The organism is uncultured Ellagibacter sp. (assembly GCF_934636505.1).
GTDB lineage: Bacteria > Actinomycetota > Coriobacteriia > Coriobacteriales > Eggerthellaceae > Ellagibacter.
This window is the reverse complement of record NZ_CAKUAL010000048.1, coordinates 1-16187: the sequence shown is the minus strand read 5'-3', so window position 1 is coordinate 16187 and position 16187 is coordinate 1. Positions and strand designations below refer to the sequence as shown.

13 protein-coding genes and 1 pseudogene are annotated in these 16187 nt (G+C 62.3%); 5 read left to right on the top strand and 9 right to left on the bottom strand.

Going from position 1 to position 16187, the window contains the following annotated elements; all coding sequences use genetic code 11:
- The 8 genes from gatB to Q0G18_RS06595 all read right to left on the bottom strand — a co-directional run.
- The coding region (gene gatB / locus Q0G18_RS06630; protein WP_297151057.1) for an Asp-tRNA(Asn)/Glu-tRNA(Gln) amidotransferase subunit GatB at positions 1 to 1026 on the bottom strand (1026 nt) is incomplete at its 3' end.
- A gap of 1 nt (position 1027) precedes the next feature.
- Positions 1028 to 2518: an Asp-tRNA(Asn)/Glu-tRNA(Gln) amidotransferase subunit GatA gene (gene gatA / locus Q0G18_RS06625; protein WP_297151054.1), complete on the bottom strand. Its 1491-nt coding sequence runs from the start codon at positions 2516 to 2518 to the stop codon at positions 1028 to 1030.
- Complete coding sequence (gene gatC, locus Q0G18_RS06620; RefSeq protein WP_297151051.1) at positions 2518 to 2829, bottom strand: Asp-tRNA(Asn)/Glu-tRNA(Gln) amidotransferase subunit GatC; 312 nt, start codon at positions 2827 to 2829, stop codon at positions 2518 to 2520. The genes gatA and gatC overlap by 1 nt, the downstream gene beginning before the upstream one ends.
- Positions 2830 to 2995: 166 nt before the next feature.
- Positions 2996 to 4327, bottom strand: coding sequence for an MFS transporter (locus Q0G18_RS06615; protein ID WP_297151048.1), 1332 nt, complete (start codon positions 4325 to 4327; stop codon positions 2996 to 2998).
- 436 nt (positions 4328 to 4763) lie between these two features.
- Positions 4764 to 6698: a DNA helicase RecQ gene (recQ, locus tag Q0G18_RS06610; protein ID WP_297151045.1), complete on the bottom strand. Its 1935-nt coding sequence runs from the start codon at positions 6696 to 6698 to the stop codon at positions 4764 to 4766.
- Between the two features lie 3 nt (positions 6699 to 6701).
- Positions 6702 to 7283, bottom strand: a complete 582-nt coding sequence (locus Q0G18_RS06605; RefSeq protein WP_297151042.1) for a hypothetical protein — start codon at positions 7281 to 7283, stop codon at positions 6702 to 6704.
- Positions 7284 to 7554: 271 nt separating this feature from the next.
- On the bottom strand, positions 7555 to 8568 hold the full coding sequence (locus Q0G18_RS06600; protein WP_297151039.1) for a methyltransferase domain-containing protein: 1014 nt from the start codon (positions 8566 to 8568) through the stop codon (positions 7555 to 7557).
- A gap of 81 nt (positions 8569 to 8649) precedes the next feature.
- Positions 8650 to 9459 (bottom strand): MIP/aquaporin family protein, encoded by an 810-nt coding sequence (locus Q0G18_RS06595; protein ID WP_297151036.1) that lies wholly within the window; start codon positions 9457 to 9459, stop codon positions 8650 to 8652.
- Between the two features lie 323 nt (positions 9460 to 9782).
- Here Q0G18_RS06595 and Q0G18_RS06590 point away from each other — a divergent pair, with 323 nt between their 5' ends.
- From Q0G18_RS06590 to Q0G18_RS06570, 5 genes are all read left to right on the top strand, one after another.
- A complete protein-coding gene (locus Q0G18_RS06590; RefSeq protein WP_297151034.1) occupies positions 9783 to 12374 on the top strand; it encodes a molybdopterin-dependent oxidoreductase in 2592 nt (863 codons plus the stop codon).
- The gene (locus tag Q0G18_RS06585; RefSeq protein WP_297151031.1) at positions 12374 to 13081 is read left to right on the top strand and encodes a 4Fe-4S dicluster domain-containing protein; all 708 of its coding nucleotides are present in this window, start codon (positions 12374 to 12376) and stop codon (positions 13079 to 13081) included. Before Q0G18_RS06590 ends, Q0G18_RS06585 begins: the two co-directional genes overlap by 1 nt.
- Positions 13082 to 13178: 97 nt before the next feature.
- Positions 13179 to 13895 carry a molecular chaperone TorD family protein gene (locus tag Q0G18_RS06580; protein ID WP_297151029.1) on the top strand — a complete coding sequence of 239 codons (717 nt, stop codon included), beginning with the start codon at positions 13179 to 13181 and terminating at the stop codon, positions 13893 to 13895.
- A gap of 36 nt (positions 13896 to 13931) precedes the next feature.
- The gene (locus Q0G18_RS06575; protein ID WP_297151027.1) at positions 13932 to 14777 is read left to right on the top strand and encodes a DUF4405 domain-containing protein; all 846 of its coding nucleotides are present in this window, start codon (positions 13932 to 13934) and stop codon (positions 14775 to 14777) included.
- A gap of 38 nt (positions 14778 to 14815) precedes the next feature.
- Positions 14816 to 15574, top strand: coding sequence for a hypothetical protein (locus tag Q0G18_RS06570; RefSeq protein ID WP_297151025.1), 759 nt, complete (start codon positions 14816 to 14818; stop codon positions 15572 to 15574).
- Between the two features lie 203 nt (positions 15575 to 15777).
- Here Q0G18_RS06570 and Q0G18_RS06565 read toward each other — a convergent pair.
- A pseudogene (locus Q0G18_RS06565) lies at positions 15778 to 16187 on the bottom strand (hypothetical protein); the annotation flags it as partial.

Sequence of the window (16187 nt, the reverse complement as noted above, 5' to 3'; positions counted from 1 at the left end):
GTCGGGCAGTTCGGGCAGCTTGGCGCGAACGCCCTCGATAAACTCATCGGAGAGGTCGTAAGGTGCCAAATCAGGCTCGGGGAACAGGCGGTAGTCGTCCGCCGTCTCCTTCACGCGCATGACGATGGTGTGCTTCATCGTGGGGTCCCAGTGGCGCGTTTCCTGGTAGATCTGCCCGCCCTCTTCGAGCACCTCCGCCTGACGGCAGATTTCGTAGGCCAAGCCGTCGTGGAGGTTCTTGAAGGAGTTCATGTTCTTGAGCTCGGTCTTCACGCCGAGCTTGGTCGACCCACGCCGGCGCAGGCTGACGTTGCCGTCGCAGCGCATGGAGCCCTCCTCCATCGAGCAGTCGGAGATGCCGATGGCGAGGAAGATCTGGCGCAGCTTCTGCATGAACAGGCGCGCTTCCTCGGGCGTGCGCAGGTCGGGCTCGGTGACGAGCTCGATGAGCGGCGTGCCCGCGCGGTTGTAGTCGACAAGGGAATGCGTGGCGCCCGCGATGCGGCCCTCGTCGCCGCCGATGTGGATCATCTTGCCCGCGTCTTCCTCCATGTGGATGCGCGTGATGCCCACGTGCGCCGTGTAGCCGGTGTCGGTCACGGTGACGTTCTCGTAGGAGTCGCCCGCGCCAAGCCCCGCGATGTCGATGCGCTCCTTCGCCGCCGGGCCGTCGACGTCGAGGTCGAGATGGCCGCGCATGCAGAATGCGACGGGGCCCTGCGTGGTCTGGAAGTTCTTCGCCATATCGGGGTACATGTAGTTCTTGCGGTAAAACATGGAGTGCTTCTCGATGTCGCAGTTCGTGGCGAGGCCTGCGAGCACGATCGACTCGATGGCGGCCTTGTTCGGCACGGGAAGGGCGCCGGGCAGGCCCAGGCACACGGGGCAGGTGTGCGTGTTGGGCGCGGCGCCGAACTCCAGCTTGCAGCCGCAGAACATCTTCGTGGTGAGGGTGGTGAGCTCGGTGTGGATTTCCAGGCCGATGACCGCTTCCCAATCTTGCAATACTTGCTCGAGCTTCTTCACGCTACTCGCCTGCCTTTCCGTCCGAGAATTCGGGCGCCACGGGGGCGGGGCCGTATTCCTTCTCGAGCGCCATCGCGACGCGGAACATGTTCTCGTCCTTGAACTGGGGCGACATTAACTGAACGCCGATAGGTAGGCCAGTTTCGCGCCCCAGGCCGCAGGGCATGCTCATGCCGCCGTTGCCGGCGATGTTGAGCGAGATGGTGAACACGTCGGAGAGGTACATCGTCGCGGGATCGGAGATCTCGCCGAACTTGAACGCCGTGCGCGGGCTTGCGGGCGCTAAGATGACGTCGCATTTCTCGTAGGCGCTCGTGTAGTCCTGCGTGATCAGCGTGCGGACCTGCTGCGCGGGATAGTAGTACTTCTCGTACACGCCCGCGGAGAGTAGGTAGCTGCCCAGCATGATGCGGCGCTTGGCCTCGGGGCCGAAACCCTTCGCGCGGCTCGACTCGTATTGGCCGCCCAAATCCTTGTGGCCCTCGTCGCACAAGCCGTAGCGCACCGAGTCGAAGCGAGCGAGGTTCGAGAACGCCTCGCAGGGACCGAGCACGTAATACGCGCTGATGGCCGCGTCGACGTGCGGAAGCTCGACCTCGACGAGCTCGGCGCCGGCGGCTTCAAGCTTGGCGGCCGCTTCCAGGGTGCGCTCGCGGACTTCCTCCGTGAGGCCGTCCGCTTCCATGAACTCCTTCACGATGCCTACGCGCATGCCAGCGACGTCTTGTGTGCAGGCGGCGCGGAAATCGGCTTTCACCTGCTGTGACGTGCAGTCAAGCTCGTCGTGGCCGCAGATGGCGTCCATGACCGCCGCCGCGTCCTCCACGCTGCGCGCGAAGGGCCCCACCTGGTCGAGCGAGCTGCCGAAGGCCACCACGCCGTAGCGCGAGACCATGCCATAGGTGGGCTTCACGCCGACGATGCCGCAGAAGCTGGCGGGCTGGCGGATCGACCCGCCCGTGTCGGAGCCGAGTGCCACGCAGGTCATGCCCGAAGCAACCGCTGCAGCGGATCCTCCCGACGAGCCGCCCGGCACGCGCTCCAAATCCCACGGGTTGTGGGTGGGGCCAAAGGCGGAGGACTCGGTGGAGCTGCCGAAGGCGAACTCGTCCATGTTGAGCTTGCCTAAGGGGATGCAGCCCGCGTCGATTGCGCGCTGCACGCACGTGGCCGTGTAGGGGGACACGTAGTCCTCCAGCATGTGGGAGGCGCAGGTGGTGTGCGTGCCCTCCTGGTTCATGTTGTCCTTGAAGGCGCACGGAATGCCGGCGAGGGGCCCAAGCTCGTCGAAGGAGCCCACGGCGATCGCGGCGTCGATGCGCTCGGCTGCGGCGAATGCGGCCTCCTCGGTGAGCTCAAGGAACGCGTGAACCTTCTCGTCGGTGGCTTTCACGTGCGTAAGCGCCGCCTCGGCGACCTCGCGCGCCGTGAAGTCGCCCGCGCGCAGGCCCGCTTGGATCTGGGCGATGCCCATGTCGGTGGAGAATGCCATTAGCGATCGCCCCCTTCGCCCAAGATAGACGGGATGAGGAAGCTGCCGTCCTGCTGCTTAGGTGCGTTCTTAAGCGCGACTTCCTGCGTGAAGCTTTCGCGCTCGGTGTCTTCGCGCATGACGTTCGAGAGGCTTCCGATCGGGTGGAAGGTGGGAGCAACGCCATCGAGGTCGAATTCGGTGATGGGCTTCAAGGTGTCGATGATGCTGTTCAGGTCGGTCGTCATCTGGACAAGCTCATCGTCGGTGAGCCCGATGCGCGCGTAGGTGGCGATATCGCGCACGTCGCGTTCGGTAAGATGTTGGGTCATGAAAGCGTCCTTTCGTGCATATCTCCGAAATAATAGCAAAGGACGGGCCCATTGCGGCTGGCAAGAACGCGAAGTCACCCGTTCTTAACAGCCGCGGCATTTGAAGGGCGCCTGCCAGCCCGCTTGCGGCGCGGCGACGGGCTGGCAGTGTCTCAAGTCCGTTTCCCTAGCGCTCGTAGTCCATGTCGCGGCTTTCCTTGAAGAACGCGAGTGCGACAAGCGAAACCGTGGCCATGCCGGCGAGGTAGAGGCCCACGGCACCCAGGCCGAAGTTCATGACGAGCGCGCTTGCGATGGTCGGGGCGAACGCGCCGCCCACGATTGCGGCCAGGTTGTAGGAAAGGCCAGCTCCCGAGTAGCGCACGTTCGCGGGGAACAGCTCGGGAAGATACGAACCGCACGGCCCGAAGACGACGCCCATGCACGTGAACCCGATGCAGAGGAACGCCATGACGCCCACGACGGTGCCGCTTCCCAAAAGCATGGGGCTCACCAGGCCGAATACGAGCGTCGCAGCAGTTGCAACCACGAGTACCGGCTTGCGGCCGCGACGGTCGGCGCACAGGCAGCCGACCACGATAAACGAGGCGAAGAAGAACACGGCGACAAGCTCGAAGCCGAGGTACTGCGGCTGGGAAAAACCGAGCGTGGAGACCCCGTACGAAAGCGACCAGGTGCCGAGCAGATAGAACAGCGTGTAGGTGATGCTCACCGCGCAGGTGCCCAAGACGACACGCTTCCAATGGCGGCGAAGGTCGAGCAGCGGGGTTTTCGAGACGCGGTCCTCGGCGGCCGCCTTCTGGAACACGGGGGTTTCTGTCATGCGCAGGCGAACAACGAGGCCGACGACGACAAGGAAGATGGAGAGAAGGAACGGGATGCGCCAGCCGAACGCGACCATCTGGTCGGTCGTGAGCACGGTGTCGAGCACGAGGTTCACGCCGTAAGCGCAGAAGAACCCGATCGGAGCGCCGAGGTTCGGGAAGCTGCCGTAGAGCGCGCGCTTGCTCTTCGGCGCGTTCTCCGTCGCCACGAGCGCCGCGCCCGACCACTCGCCGGCAAGCCCAACGCCCTGGAACGCGCGGCAGGCGCACAGAAGGACGACCGATGCGGGGCCAAGGACGTCATACCCTGGCAAAAGACCGACGACAAATGTCGCGATACCCATCATCATAAGTGCTGCGACCAGGGTTTTCTTTCGCCCGAGCTTGTCGCCGAAGTGCCCGAACAAAAGCGAGCCGAACGGGCGGGCCAAAAACGACACGGCGAAGGTGACGAACGCGAGCAGCGTCGCGAGAACCGGGTTCGCCTTCGCGACGTCGGTGAAGAAGATGAGCCCGAAATAGCTCGCCGCGGCGATGGAGTAGCAGTAGTTGTCGTAAAACTCGATGGCGGTGCCGACCATCGATGCGGCGACGATCTCCGCCGTCGAGTTCTTCTTTTTCTCCTGAGGCTTCGCCCCGAACGGCAACGCGCTCGCTGTTGCAGTGCTTGACATGTTGTTCTCTCTCTTTCTCTCGCAAGTCTTCGATACGCTTCCTGTGTCGAAGCGAGAGGCTGTTTGGGAAAGCGACGGAGAATCATAAGGGTGCGAACGAAATAAAATCGTAGAGCAAATAAAAAACCGGAGACGTTTTCTCAAACAGCCTCCGGCTTCCATCTACCACAAGCTGCCCGATATGGGTTCGGGCAGCTGGCAAACAAGCAACCCGAGCCCTAGATAATCAGGCTCATAATTCGAGTGGTATGTGTGTTTGCGCTGGTCAACGTATCTCCTTTGTGGGGACATCCCTCGATGTCCGCTTGCTGCGCGCCCCTTTGGCTCGCTAGCGGCATCTATCATCGTCCAACTCGCCCAAGAGTCAATGGATGGGTCCTTTTCGTCACAGACCCTTCACTTTTCAAGTGCGGCGTATGCCGAGAGGGCTTGCGGCCTAGTGGTTCTCGAAGGCGGCGATCTCGGCGAGAAACGCCTTTCCGTAGCGCAGAAGCTTCGTCTGCCCGACCCCGTTCACCTCGAGGAACTCATCCTCGGTTTGCGGAAGACGGGCGCACATGTCGCGCAGCGCGGCGTCGGAGAAGACCATATAGGGCGCGCATCCCCGCTCGCTCGCGATTTGCTTGCGCAGCGCGCGCAGGCGCTCGAAAAGCTCGCTGGACCCGCTGTCCGCCGCAGTGCCTGTGCCCCTTGTGCCGCTCGAGCCGAACGCGTGCCCGCCGCCTGCGCCGGCCCGCGCGCTCTTCCGCGTGACGCGCTTCATGAAGAGGGAGAACTCGGGCGCCGCCGCTGCGCGAAAGTTCGGACCGAACCCCACCTTGGGGAACTTGCCCTCCGAGATGTCGAGGTACCTGCCCGCGACCAGGAGCTCTATCACGTCTTTCACGTGCGCCGCAGACGCGTGGGAAAGCGTGTCGTAGGCGTTCGCGCGATCGAGCCCGAACGAGGACACCTTCTCGCTTTTCGAGCCGCGCAGTACGTCGGCAACCATCCCCTTGCCCCATTCGCCGCGAAGCTCCTGCACGCAGCGCATGATCGCGCGCGCATCGCTCGTCACGTCGACGCGCTCGAAGCCGCCTTCGCAGTTGCCGCAGTTCCCGCACTTCGCAGGGCCGCCCGCCGCAACCTCTTCCCCGAAGTAGCGAAGCAGGTACTCGCGCAAGCAGCCGCAGGTCACGCAGTAGCCCTCCATCGCCGCGAGCATGCGGCGGCGCGTCTGGCGCACGGTTTCGGCCTCTTCCGGCGTAAGCTCCTCGTTGCCCGATTCCTGCTCGATGAAGAAGCGGCAGGTGGAAAGGTCCTTCTCGCTCCAGAAGAGCAGGCACTCCGAAGGCAGGCCGTCGCGTCCTGCGCGGCCGGCTTCCTGGTAATATGCCTCGATCGAGGCGGGCATGTTGTGGTGGAGCACGTAGCGCACGTTCGACTTGTCGATGCCCATGCCAAACGCGTTCGTTGCGACCATGACAGGCGCATCGTCGCAGATGAACGCCTGCTGATTGGTCGTGCGCTCAGCAGCGGGGAGCCCTGCATGGTAGCGCGTCGCGCGGACGCCTGCAGCAACGAGCGCATCGCACACGGCCTCGGTGTCCTTCCGGGTCGAGCAGTACACGATGCCCGAATCGCTTGCGTGTTCTAAGGCGTAGGCCGCGATCCTCGCGAGCTTTCGCTTGGGCTCTGCGCGCTCGACGGCGAAGTGCAGGTTCGGTCGGTCGAACCCGGTGACGATGCGGTAGGGGTCGGACAGCCCGAGCAGGCGCACGATGTCGTCGCGAACGCGCTCGGTGGCCGTCGCCGTGAGTGCGCAGACGGCGGGGCGTGTGGGCAGCTGTGCTATGAAGGCGCCAATTTGGAGGTAGGAAGGGCGGAAGTCCTGGCCCCACTGCGACACGCAATGGGCCTCGTCGACGGCGACGAGCGCTATGCGCGCGCGGTTCGCGAAGTCGACGAAGCGCGCGTCTTCGAGCCGCTCAGGCGCGACGTAGAGGATATCGAACTCGCCTGCTCGCGCGCGCTCGATCACGCGGCCCTGGGCTGCGGGCGAAAGCGTCGAGTTGAGGTAGGCCGCATGCACCCCCGCCTGCACGAGCGCGCGAACTTGGTCGCCCATAAGCGATACGAGCGGCGAGACGACGATCGCGATCCCGGGCAAGACGATGCTCGGGATTTGGTAGCACAGCGACTTCCCCGCGCCCGTCGGCATGACCGCGAGCGCATCGCGCCCGGCTATGAGCGCTTCGATCACGCTTTTTTGCCCTGGCCTGAAATCCGCGTAGCCGAAGCACTCTTTGAGCGCGCGGCGTGCGTCCTCAAGCGTCGGTGCGGCCTGACCGCCTGGTCCGCACGGCCCGCCGCTGAAGGTCTCCTCGCTCATCGTCTACTCCCCCGCCCGCGTCACTTCGAAGCGGGCGCCGTCGAAGGTGTTGCCCTTCGGGTCTTTCACCCAGCTGAGATAGCGCTCGGTCGGCACGATGCGGTAGGTGCGGCTTACCTGGTCGTTTCCGCTGTGGAAGGTGACGCGGAACTCGACGCCGCCGAACGCACGATACGCCGCCATGTCGGCCGTCTCGTCGGTGCCCTGCTCGACGGGCACGGCGAAATACACGTATCCCCCGCTTGCAATCTCGCCAAGCTGGTAATTGGCGGTGTCTTCCCAGGAGCCGCTCGACTTTCCCACGCGGACGCCGTCGGTGAGCGACTCGATCGAAATTGAATCGCAGGGGCTCGTCTCGCTCATGCCGATGTTGAGGCAGATTACGCGCCCTGCCGTGTCCCCTTGTCGGTACACGCCGCCCAGACTCACCACGCCCGAGACGATGTCGCGCGTATCACCTGTGCCCGAGGCGTTTTGGAAAAGCTGCAGGTCACAATCAGAAAGTGTAGGAGCCTTACATGAGGCGAGGGGCAGCGCACAGCATGCAAGGCACACCGCGATCGCAAAGCTGACGAGTCGTCTCACGAACCCACCTTCCCGTAAACGAAGTCCATCAAGAAAGGCCCCACATTGGGAGCCTTTGGGCATGATAGCAGGTATTTCCCCGCCCGCGTGTGTTTTGTTTACGGGGCGTAACGGGCGCTCGGCCACAGGGGCTGCGGGGGCAGGACGTGGAATGGCGGAGGCGGAAGACGTCTCGCTGAGAGGGCTCGAGGGGACACGAAAGAGCCCCTTGCAGTTCACAATGGGGGGAAGGGGGCTGCAAGGGGCTATCGGAAAACGAGAGCTATTCCCGTTATTCCTCAACAATGCGCTCGACGTTGCCGCACTTGCCGAAGGCGCCGTAGTGGTGGCGCAGGTTGCCGTCGACCTTGAAGTGCGCGCCGTAGCGGGTGTCGGCGACCATGCTGCAGGAGTTGCTGCACACGCTCATCGGCTCATCGGTGAAGAAGCGGTGATGGTCGTCGAGGTCGAAGTAGTCCGGGCAGCCGGCGATCTTGCCGTCGTAGGTGGCGTACTGGCCGTATTGCTCGCAGAGATCCTCGATGACCTGGCTTTTCACCGCGCGGACATAGCGTCCTTCGTAGGTGGTTCCCTCGCCTGCCGCCTTCGCAGCCGCCTCGTCGGTCACCTCGACCGCATGGAAGCTCATGTGGCGGAAGTCCTCCCAGCCTGCTTTGCGCATGGTGCGGCGGAAGTCCTGGTCATAGCCGGTTTCCGCCAAAAGCCCGCCCGCGATGGCCGGGTCGGCCTTCTGCTCGGGGTCGAGGCGGCGGTTGCAGAACACGTCGAACTCGTAGAACTCGCCGCCCTCTTTCAGCACGCGGTACACTTCCGAGAGCACCTTGAGCTTGAAGGGGCTATGCGACACGGCGCAGTTGGCGATGACGACGTCGACCGACTCATCGGCGATGCCCGCCGCGGAGAGGTCCTCGATGGTCGCGTTCACGAAATGAACGTTCGACTTCGCGAATCCGAACGCGTGTGCGATCTGCTCTTTCGCCTCGTTGGCCTTCTCCACGCCGCGCGCGCAGCCCTCGATGGCGATGACCTTGCCAGACTCCCCCGCAAGCTTCGAGGCGACGAAGGCGTCGCGGCCGTCGCGGGCGCCGAGTACCACCACGGTGCAGCCGTCGAGCATCGGCGGGAACGGGTAGCCCGGAAGCATCTTGTTCTCGCGCATGTCCTCGGGCAGAAGCGCGAGCGCCTCGGCGGCCTCGGCGGAAGGCTCAAGGCCCTCAATGGAGATGATGTCGGCAAGCTTTTTCTCCGCGTAGTAGTCGCGGATCGTCTGCATGATCTCGTTCATTTTCTTCTCCTTACGTCAGCAAATATGAGAAAAGCCGCAGCGGAATCGAGCTCGCCGCTGCGGCCGTGATCGAGCTTGGACTTATGCCTCGATCTTCTCCTCGTCCTTCTTGAGGTGCATCGGCTTCAAGATGTAGCGGTACGCAAGCGCAGCGACGATGCCGCCCACGAACGGGCCGACGACGTACACGCAGATGGTGTCCATGATGTTGTTGCCAAAGCAGATGGAGCCCCAACCCACGCAGGCAGCCCACAGACGAGGCATGATGTCGCGAGCAGGATTCAGGCCAGCATCGGTCAGCGGGCCGATGACGTTGATGAGCACGGTGATGGTGAGACCGATGAACAGCGGCGCGATAAGCGAGCTCGGCTTGCCCTTGTTCTCATCGGAGGTCAGGCTCAGGATGACAAGGCAGAGAAGGAAGACGCCGAAACCCTCGGCGAAGGCGCCGACCATCATGGGCACGGTGCCGTTCGCGGTGTTCGGGAACACTTCGCACCAGATGGTGGCAGCGCTGCCGATGGAATTGGTGGACATGGTGAGGCCGTTGTTGGAGAGGTTCTTCGCGACGGAATCGCCGAACATGACCCACAGCGCGCCCGCAGCGAGGAAGGCGCCGGCGCATTGGCCGAGCAGGTATGCGGGAAGGTCGCGAACCTTCATCTTGCCGGCGAGGATCATCGAGAGGGAGACCGCCGGGTTGAAGTGCGCGTCGGAGAGGTTGCGCGTCACGTAGATGCCGATCGCGATGGCGAGGCCCCACACGAGTCCGACCTGGCCGGGGCCGGTGAGCGCGCCGAACAGCGTTGCCACGGCGACGGCGCCGATGCCGAGGAAGCACATAAGGAAGGTACCGATGAGCTCACCGGTGAATTGCCTTGCGAATTTCATGAGTTTCTTCTCTTTCGTCTTATTCGAATTAAATTCCGACAGCAACGCCCTATCGGGGCGCAATCCCTCGGGCGTGTATTGTGATGATATTATTAGACACAGTCAAGTAAACTCTTAAAAATATTCGGGGGCGAAAGAAAGTATTGCACTTCGTCGAATATTCGCTTGACTTTACGTGACTTTTAACGAAACATCGCTATAATTCCATACGCATTCTCTCGTTTTCTACTGCCGAATCCCTCAAATGACAGCAGTAGCAGGGGAAACGATGCTATTGCAACCATTAGCAGTGAATCGAGGCCCTAGAGAGAGGGTAAGAAGAAGTGAACATTAACAGACGCTCATTCCTCAAGGCGAGCGCCTTGGGGTTGGCTGCGGTGGCCGCGACGGGGGTGACGCCGTTTACCGCCGTAGCCGATGAGTCCCACAAGCCGAACCAAACCGGCAAGTGGACCGCAACCACCTGCCAAGGGTGCACTGCCTCCTGCCCCGTGAAGGTGTATACGCAGAACAAGCGTATCCTCCGCATCACGGGCAACTGGAATTGCACGGCGACGGGCGGCAAAATCTGTCCTAAGCCGCATCTCGCGATCCAGCAAGTCTACGACCCCGACCGCATCAAGACCCCGATGAAGCGCACCAACCCCGAGAAGGGGCGCGGCGTCGACCCGGGTTTTGTGCCGATCAGCTGGGACGAGGCGCTCGATACCATCGCCGACAAGCTCATGGAGCTCAAGAAGAATGGCGAAACGAAGAAGCTCGCCTTCCAAAAGGGCCGCTCCACCGGCGTTGGCGATGTCCTCTACAAGAAGTTCAACATCCTGTTCGGCACCCCGAACTACTTCGGTCACGGCGACATCTGCGCCGAAGCCGAGAAGATGGCGAACTGGGCGACCGAAGGTACCTTCTCGTACCACAACTACGACCTTACCAACACGAAGTGCTTCCTTATGTGGTCGACCGACCCCATCTCGTCGAACCGCATGTCAGGCTGGGCATCGAGCGTGTGGGGCAAGGTCATGGACGGCGCGAAGATCTACGTGATCGACCCGCGCCTGTCGGCGACCGCCGCGAAGGCCGACAAGTGGCTGCCAATTATCCCTGGCACCGACGGCGCGCTGGCCTGCGCGATCGCACACGTCATCCTGACGAAGGGCCTTTGGAACAAGAAGTTCGTGGGCGACTTCAAGCAGGGGCCGTGGAACTACGAGCTTACCGACAACTACAACAACAAGACGAACCTGTTCAAGGCCGGCGAGACCGTCGACGAGTCCAAGTTCGAGTACAACCAGGGCTACGGCCTCGTGCGTTGGTGGAACTTGGCGCTCAAGGACGCCACCCCCGAGTGGGCAGCCGACATCTGCGGCATCGAGGCGAAGGACATCACCGAGGTTGCCACGCAGTTCGGCAAGTACGGCGATGCGAGCTGCTCATGGCAGTCGCCAGGTACGAACATGCAGGTCCGTGGCGTGTACGGCGCCATGGCGGCGAACGCGCTCAACGGCTTGGTCGGTTCCATCGAGACGAAGGGCGGCGTGTTCAGAAGCGCGTCGGCTTCGACGGCAAGCCTGCCCGACCACAACCACTTCCGCGACGGCAACGCCCGCAAGGCTGCCAAGATGAAGGCGATCGACGGGCGCATCCGCAAGGACTTTCTGAACTACAACGGCAAGGCGATCCACTCCAACGAGACGTCGAGCCGGCTTGCCGACGTCATCTTGCAGGAAGACGGGCACTACGAGGACGGCAGCTACGAGATCAAGATGCTCATCAGCTACTGGTGCAACTACTGCTTCAGCTCCACCGGCGTGCAGCGTTTCGACAAGGCGTACGCGAAGGTGCCGTTCTACGTGAACATCACGACGATGCCGTCGGAGTCCGCCATGTTCGCCGACATCCTGCTTCCCGCGAAGCATTATATGTTCGAGCGCTGGGGCTTCATGAAGGCGAGCCAGGGCCTCTACAGCTACATCTCGGTGCAGCAGCCTGTGATCACGCCCTTGTGGGATACCAAGGCCGACGAGACGGAAATCGCATGGGAGCTCGCCGTGAAGCTCAAGGAGCGCGGTTTCTCGAACATCTACAACTACTACTCGAAGGCTTTCTGCGATCCCGAGACGGGCAACTGCCCCACCAACGCGGCCGAGTTCGCCGAGATTGCGGTGAAGATCATGACGGCGCCCGCCTGGAACGGCAAAAACGCCAAGCAGGGCACCGACCTCGGCAGCTGGCGCAATTTCTGCTCGAAGGGCTGCTTCAACTCCAAGAAGATGGGATATAAGAAGCATTGGGGCAGCTTAGGGCACGACACCGGCAAGTTCGAGTTCTTCTCCGAAAGCTTGAAGACCCTGCTCGAGCAGGTGGCGACCCAATACAAGTGCGACGTGAACTCCGTCGTCGAGTCTATGGGCTTCGAGGCGCGCGACGGCTTGGCCTTCGTGCCGCACTACGAGACGCCCGTGCGCTACGGCGATGAGAAGACCTACCCCTACATCTTCGAAGAGCACCGCGCGCGCCTGAACCTTGAGGGTCGAAGCGCGAACTGCGTGGGGTATCAGGAGTTTAAGGACACCGATCCAGGCGATGTGGCCTGGGACGACGTCATCAAGATCAACCCGTCCGACATGGAGGATCTGGGGCTTAAGACCGGCGACACCGTCGAAGTGACTTCCCCGCAAGGTTCCATCACTGTCCATGCGAAGGCATGGGAGGGCACGCGCCCAGGCGTCGTCATCAAGGCATACGGCCAGGGGCACTGGGCCTTCGGCCACGTTGCGGCCGCCGACTTCAAGAACTTCAAGCCCCGCGGCGGCAACAACAACGACATCCTCCCCTGCGACTGGGAGCGCTTGAGCGGATCGACCGCGCGCCATGGAGGTCTGACCCGCGTGAGCATTAAGAAGGTGGAAGCGTAATGAAGACGCGCTATATCATGATCATCGACCAGCACAAATGCGTTGGTTGCGCCGCGTGCGAGATCGCGTGCAAGATGCACAACGAGGTGCCGACCGGGGTGTTTCTCACCCATCACATCGCTTCCACGACGGGCAAGTTCCCCAAGACGAAGTACTCCTACAAGATCACGATGTGCAACCATTGCACGAACGCGCCGTGCGTCGAGGCGTGCGCGACGGGCGCTATGCACAAGGACGAGTACGGGCTGACGGTGGTCGACTACGACAAGTGCATTCGCTGCGGCCTGTGCGCGACGGCGTGCCCCTACGGGCAGATCACGCCGGCGCCGGAGAACACCGCAGCGTCCGACATCGCCGCCGTCGAGCCCGCGATCGAGGGGTGCACGGCCTCGGGTGCCGAGCTGAAAGAGGCCATCGGTGCGGCATACCCGTGCCATGACCCCATCTTGGACGATTACGACCTGCCGATGGTGGAAGTCGGCGCGCCGCTCAAGTGCCAGATGTGCAAGCAGCTCGTCTACAACGGGGACAATCCCTACTGCGTGGACGCCTGCCCTGCGGGTGCTCGCGTGTTCGGCGACGTGGAGAACGTGTACGACTCCACGCTCTACGACCTGATGCAGTCCTACAAGATGGACACCCTTTTGCCCGAAGAGGGCACCGAGCCCGCCGTGTACTACATGCGCGAGTTCCACAAGACCTGGTAAGACGTATCATTGCACGTACCGTGAGGAGGCAGGGGCGCTTTTCGCCCTTGCCTCCTTTGCACGAAATCGGCAAGCAGACACAGGAGAGACGACACCCATGAGCAACGACATCGCAGCAGACGAGCTCACAGACGAGGCGCCCGAGGAAGCCGCGCGCCTGGCCGCGGAGTGCCAAGCGCCCGCATGCGCACCCGAGGCTGAGGACGAGGACGCCTACGCAGCGCGCCCTCTTCCCCACGTTGCACCTGCAGCACTGCTTGAGGGGCTCGCCCGCCTGTGGGACTATCCCGAAAGCGGCGATTCCGTAAGCGCAGAGCTTGCGCGCATGAGGCAGGATATGGCGCTTGCGAGATACGAAGATGCCCTCTGCGGCCTCGAGGACGCGTTTCGCGCTTACGAGAAATCGACGGAGACGGTTGTGGGCGCTCACCTTTCGCAGCTCGACTACACGCGCCTGTTCATTGGCTCGTTCAAGATGTACGCCCCGCCCTATGCCTCCTACTACCTCGACGGCGCCGACCAGATCTTCGGGCCGACCGCCGTCGCGGTGGAGGACCTCTACGCCCAGTTCGGACTGGAAATCAAGTCCGACGAGCATGACATGCCCGACCATATCCGCTACCTGCTCGTGTTCATGTCGCTTCTCGCGCGCGCCTTCGAGCAAACGGGCAGCAGGGATATGGCGCTCGCCTACGAGGATTTCAAGCAGGAGTTCCTCGACAGTTGGAGCGCTGAGTTCTCCGAGAAGGTCCATACCTACACCGAATACGCCTTCTACCCCGCTCTCGTCGATTTCACGTTGGCGTCGGTGTAGAGTCGACATGTTTCGAACAACGAACCGAGGAAGGTAATGAAGGGTCGATCTGCTCGCATGGCGCTCGACGGCGCCCTGACCATACTGCTCATCGCATCGATGCTCGCGCAGCTCACCGGCGTCATCGCGCACGAGATTATAGGCGTCGTGTTTCTGCTCGCTGTCGTCGCGCATATCGTGAACTCGTTTTGGTGGATGAAGACGGTCGCGCGGCTGGTCGAGAACGCGCAGGTGAAAGGGGGCCAGCTCGCGCTGTTCGTCGTTGCGGTGCTGCTTGGTGTTGCAGTTGCGCTGCTCGCAGTCAGCTCGGTGCCGATCAGCCGGCTGCTCTATCAGGCGGGGCTTGCTCCCAAGGTCATGAGCAGCATGTGGCTTGCCGTTCACAAGGTGAGCGCGTTTCTGCCGTGCATTCTTGCCGTCGTGCACCTCGCGATGCACTGGGCGAGCATCTTAAAGCATCTGAACATCCCCTTCGACCCGAGCAAGCGCAAGGCGATCAGCTTGGGGGTGAAGGCAATCTCCTGCGCCAGCATCGTGGCGCTCGGTGTCGTCGGGTTCAATTCCCTCGAGCTGTTTGCAGGAGCTGGCGAGGGTGCGGGCGACGACGCACGGGAAGACGCGAAGGGGGGCTCTGCGTCCGGTTCCTCTTCCCCTTCTGCGGCTGGCGGCCAGTCGAGTGCGGGTGCGTCTCGGGGCGAAGCCGCGGCGTCGGGTGCGTCCGCCGACGCGCAATCCGCAAAAGCCCAGGCCGACAGCGGGGATGGAGAAGCCGAATCTTCGGAAGGCGATGCCGAATCGCTTTGCCCCCTGTGTCACAAGCACTGCCCGCTTTCCGACCCGCAATGCGACAAGCCCTATATCGCGGGGCTTATCGCCTCGTAGCTTTCCCGTTTTCGACCCAACCGCAGCGAAGGATTCCCATGCAAAACCTTGCCTCACCTACCATGCGCCGCCTTACCGTGTTTGCGCTTTGCGCCTTTCTCGCGCTTTGCCTTGCCGGTTGCGCAACTGACGAGCCGGTCGCGCAGGCGCAGCCGCAAACCCTTGAAATCGGCGAGAACGCAGGCGACGTCTATTCGGTCGCGCTCTCGAACAGCTCGGGGAAGTCGGTTGTGAGCATGTCAGTGAAGCTCCCTGGCGACGAGTCCTTCTCCGCAAACCTTATGAGCTCGGATGCGCACCTGAAAGATGGTGAGGATGCTATCGTTTATGTCCCCAAGCAGGCAACCGAAGACGGAACATACATCATCGATCTAAAGGTGGTTTTCGGCGATGGCGGCGTAAGCGTGCTGCACCATCTCGATCTTGAGGAGTTCAGCGCGGCGACGCTTCTTCTGAATGGGAAGATCGGGTATGTCACCTACCAGGGCAAAAGCGCGAATCGCATGATTTCCACGCTCGATTTGCAGACGTATTACTACAACTTGGAAGATCCCACCGCTGCCGCGCGCGACAAGGCCGAGGAGGAAGAGGAGAAGCGCCGACTGGAAAAGCTCGAAGAGGACCTGAAGGCAACCGAAGAGCAGCAAGCGGCTGACGCGACCACGTCTTCCGACGGCACGAAGACCGCAACGGAGGAAAACGCGCAGACCAAAGTGACGACTAACGACACGCAGGGCATGGACATTGAGGACGACCCGATTGAGGTCAACCAGGACGAAGATTTGAGCGACGACTAGCTCTTGCAAAGCAACCGTGGCGCGACTTTAAGGTTTGCCTGGCAAATGTGCGCCTGCGAATCGATCGAGTGGAAGAGGTCAACCGGTTCGCGTCATTCCCCAGGCACGGATGTTACCCCTTTATGCAGAATTACAGAAGCGAGGGGGCGATCCCAAATACGAGGCAGAATCGGCGCTGCCCCCTCGCATTTCCTTGCTGGGTCCTATTTTCGACGACGACGATGCACGATCACGCCGCCCGCCACGGTGCCAATGAGGACAATGAACGCCGTCCCCAGCACGAGTATCTTCACCCAAGATGAAGCATCCTCGTCGGGCAGCAAGGCGGAGGCCGCGCTTCTATCCTGCCCATCTTGCGAATCCTCAGTGGTCGTTTCATTTTGCCCAGAGAGCATGCGAGCATTGTCAGCCGAAGAACCAGCTGCAACGGCGACGCCATTTGAGTTGCCCGATGGCAACGACGCGCCTGAAGCGTTCTGGTCGTTCGCGTTGCCGGGTTCATCAAGCTGATCCGAATCGTTCGGTTGATCAGATGAATCGGGGCTGTTGGGATTGCCTGGATCGCTCGGCGCATCAGGGTCGCTGGGGTTATCCGGTCGGCTCGGCTCATCGG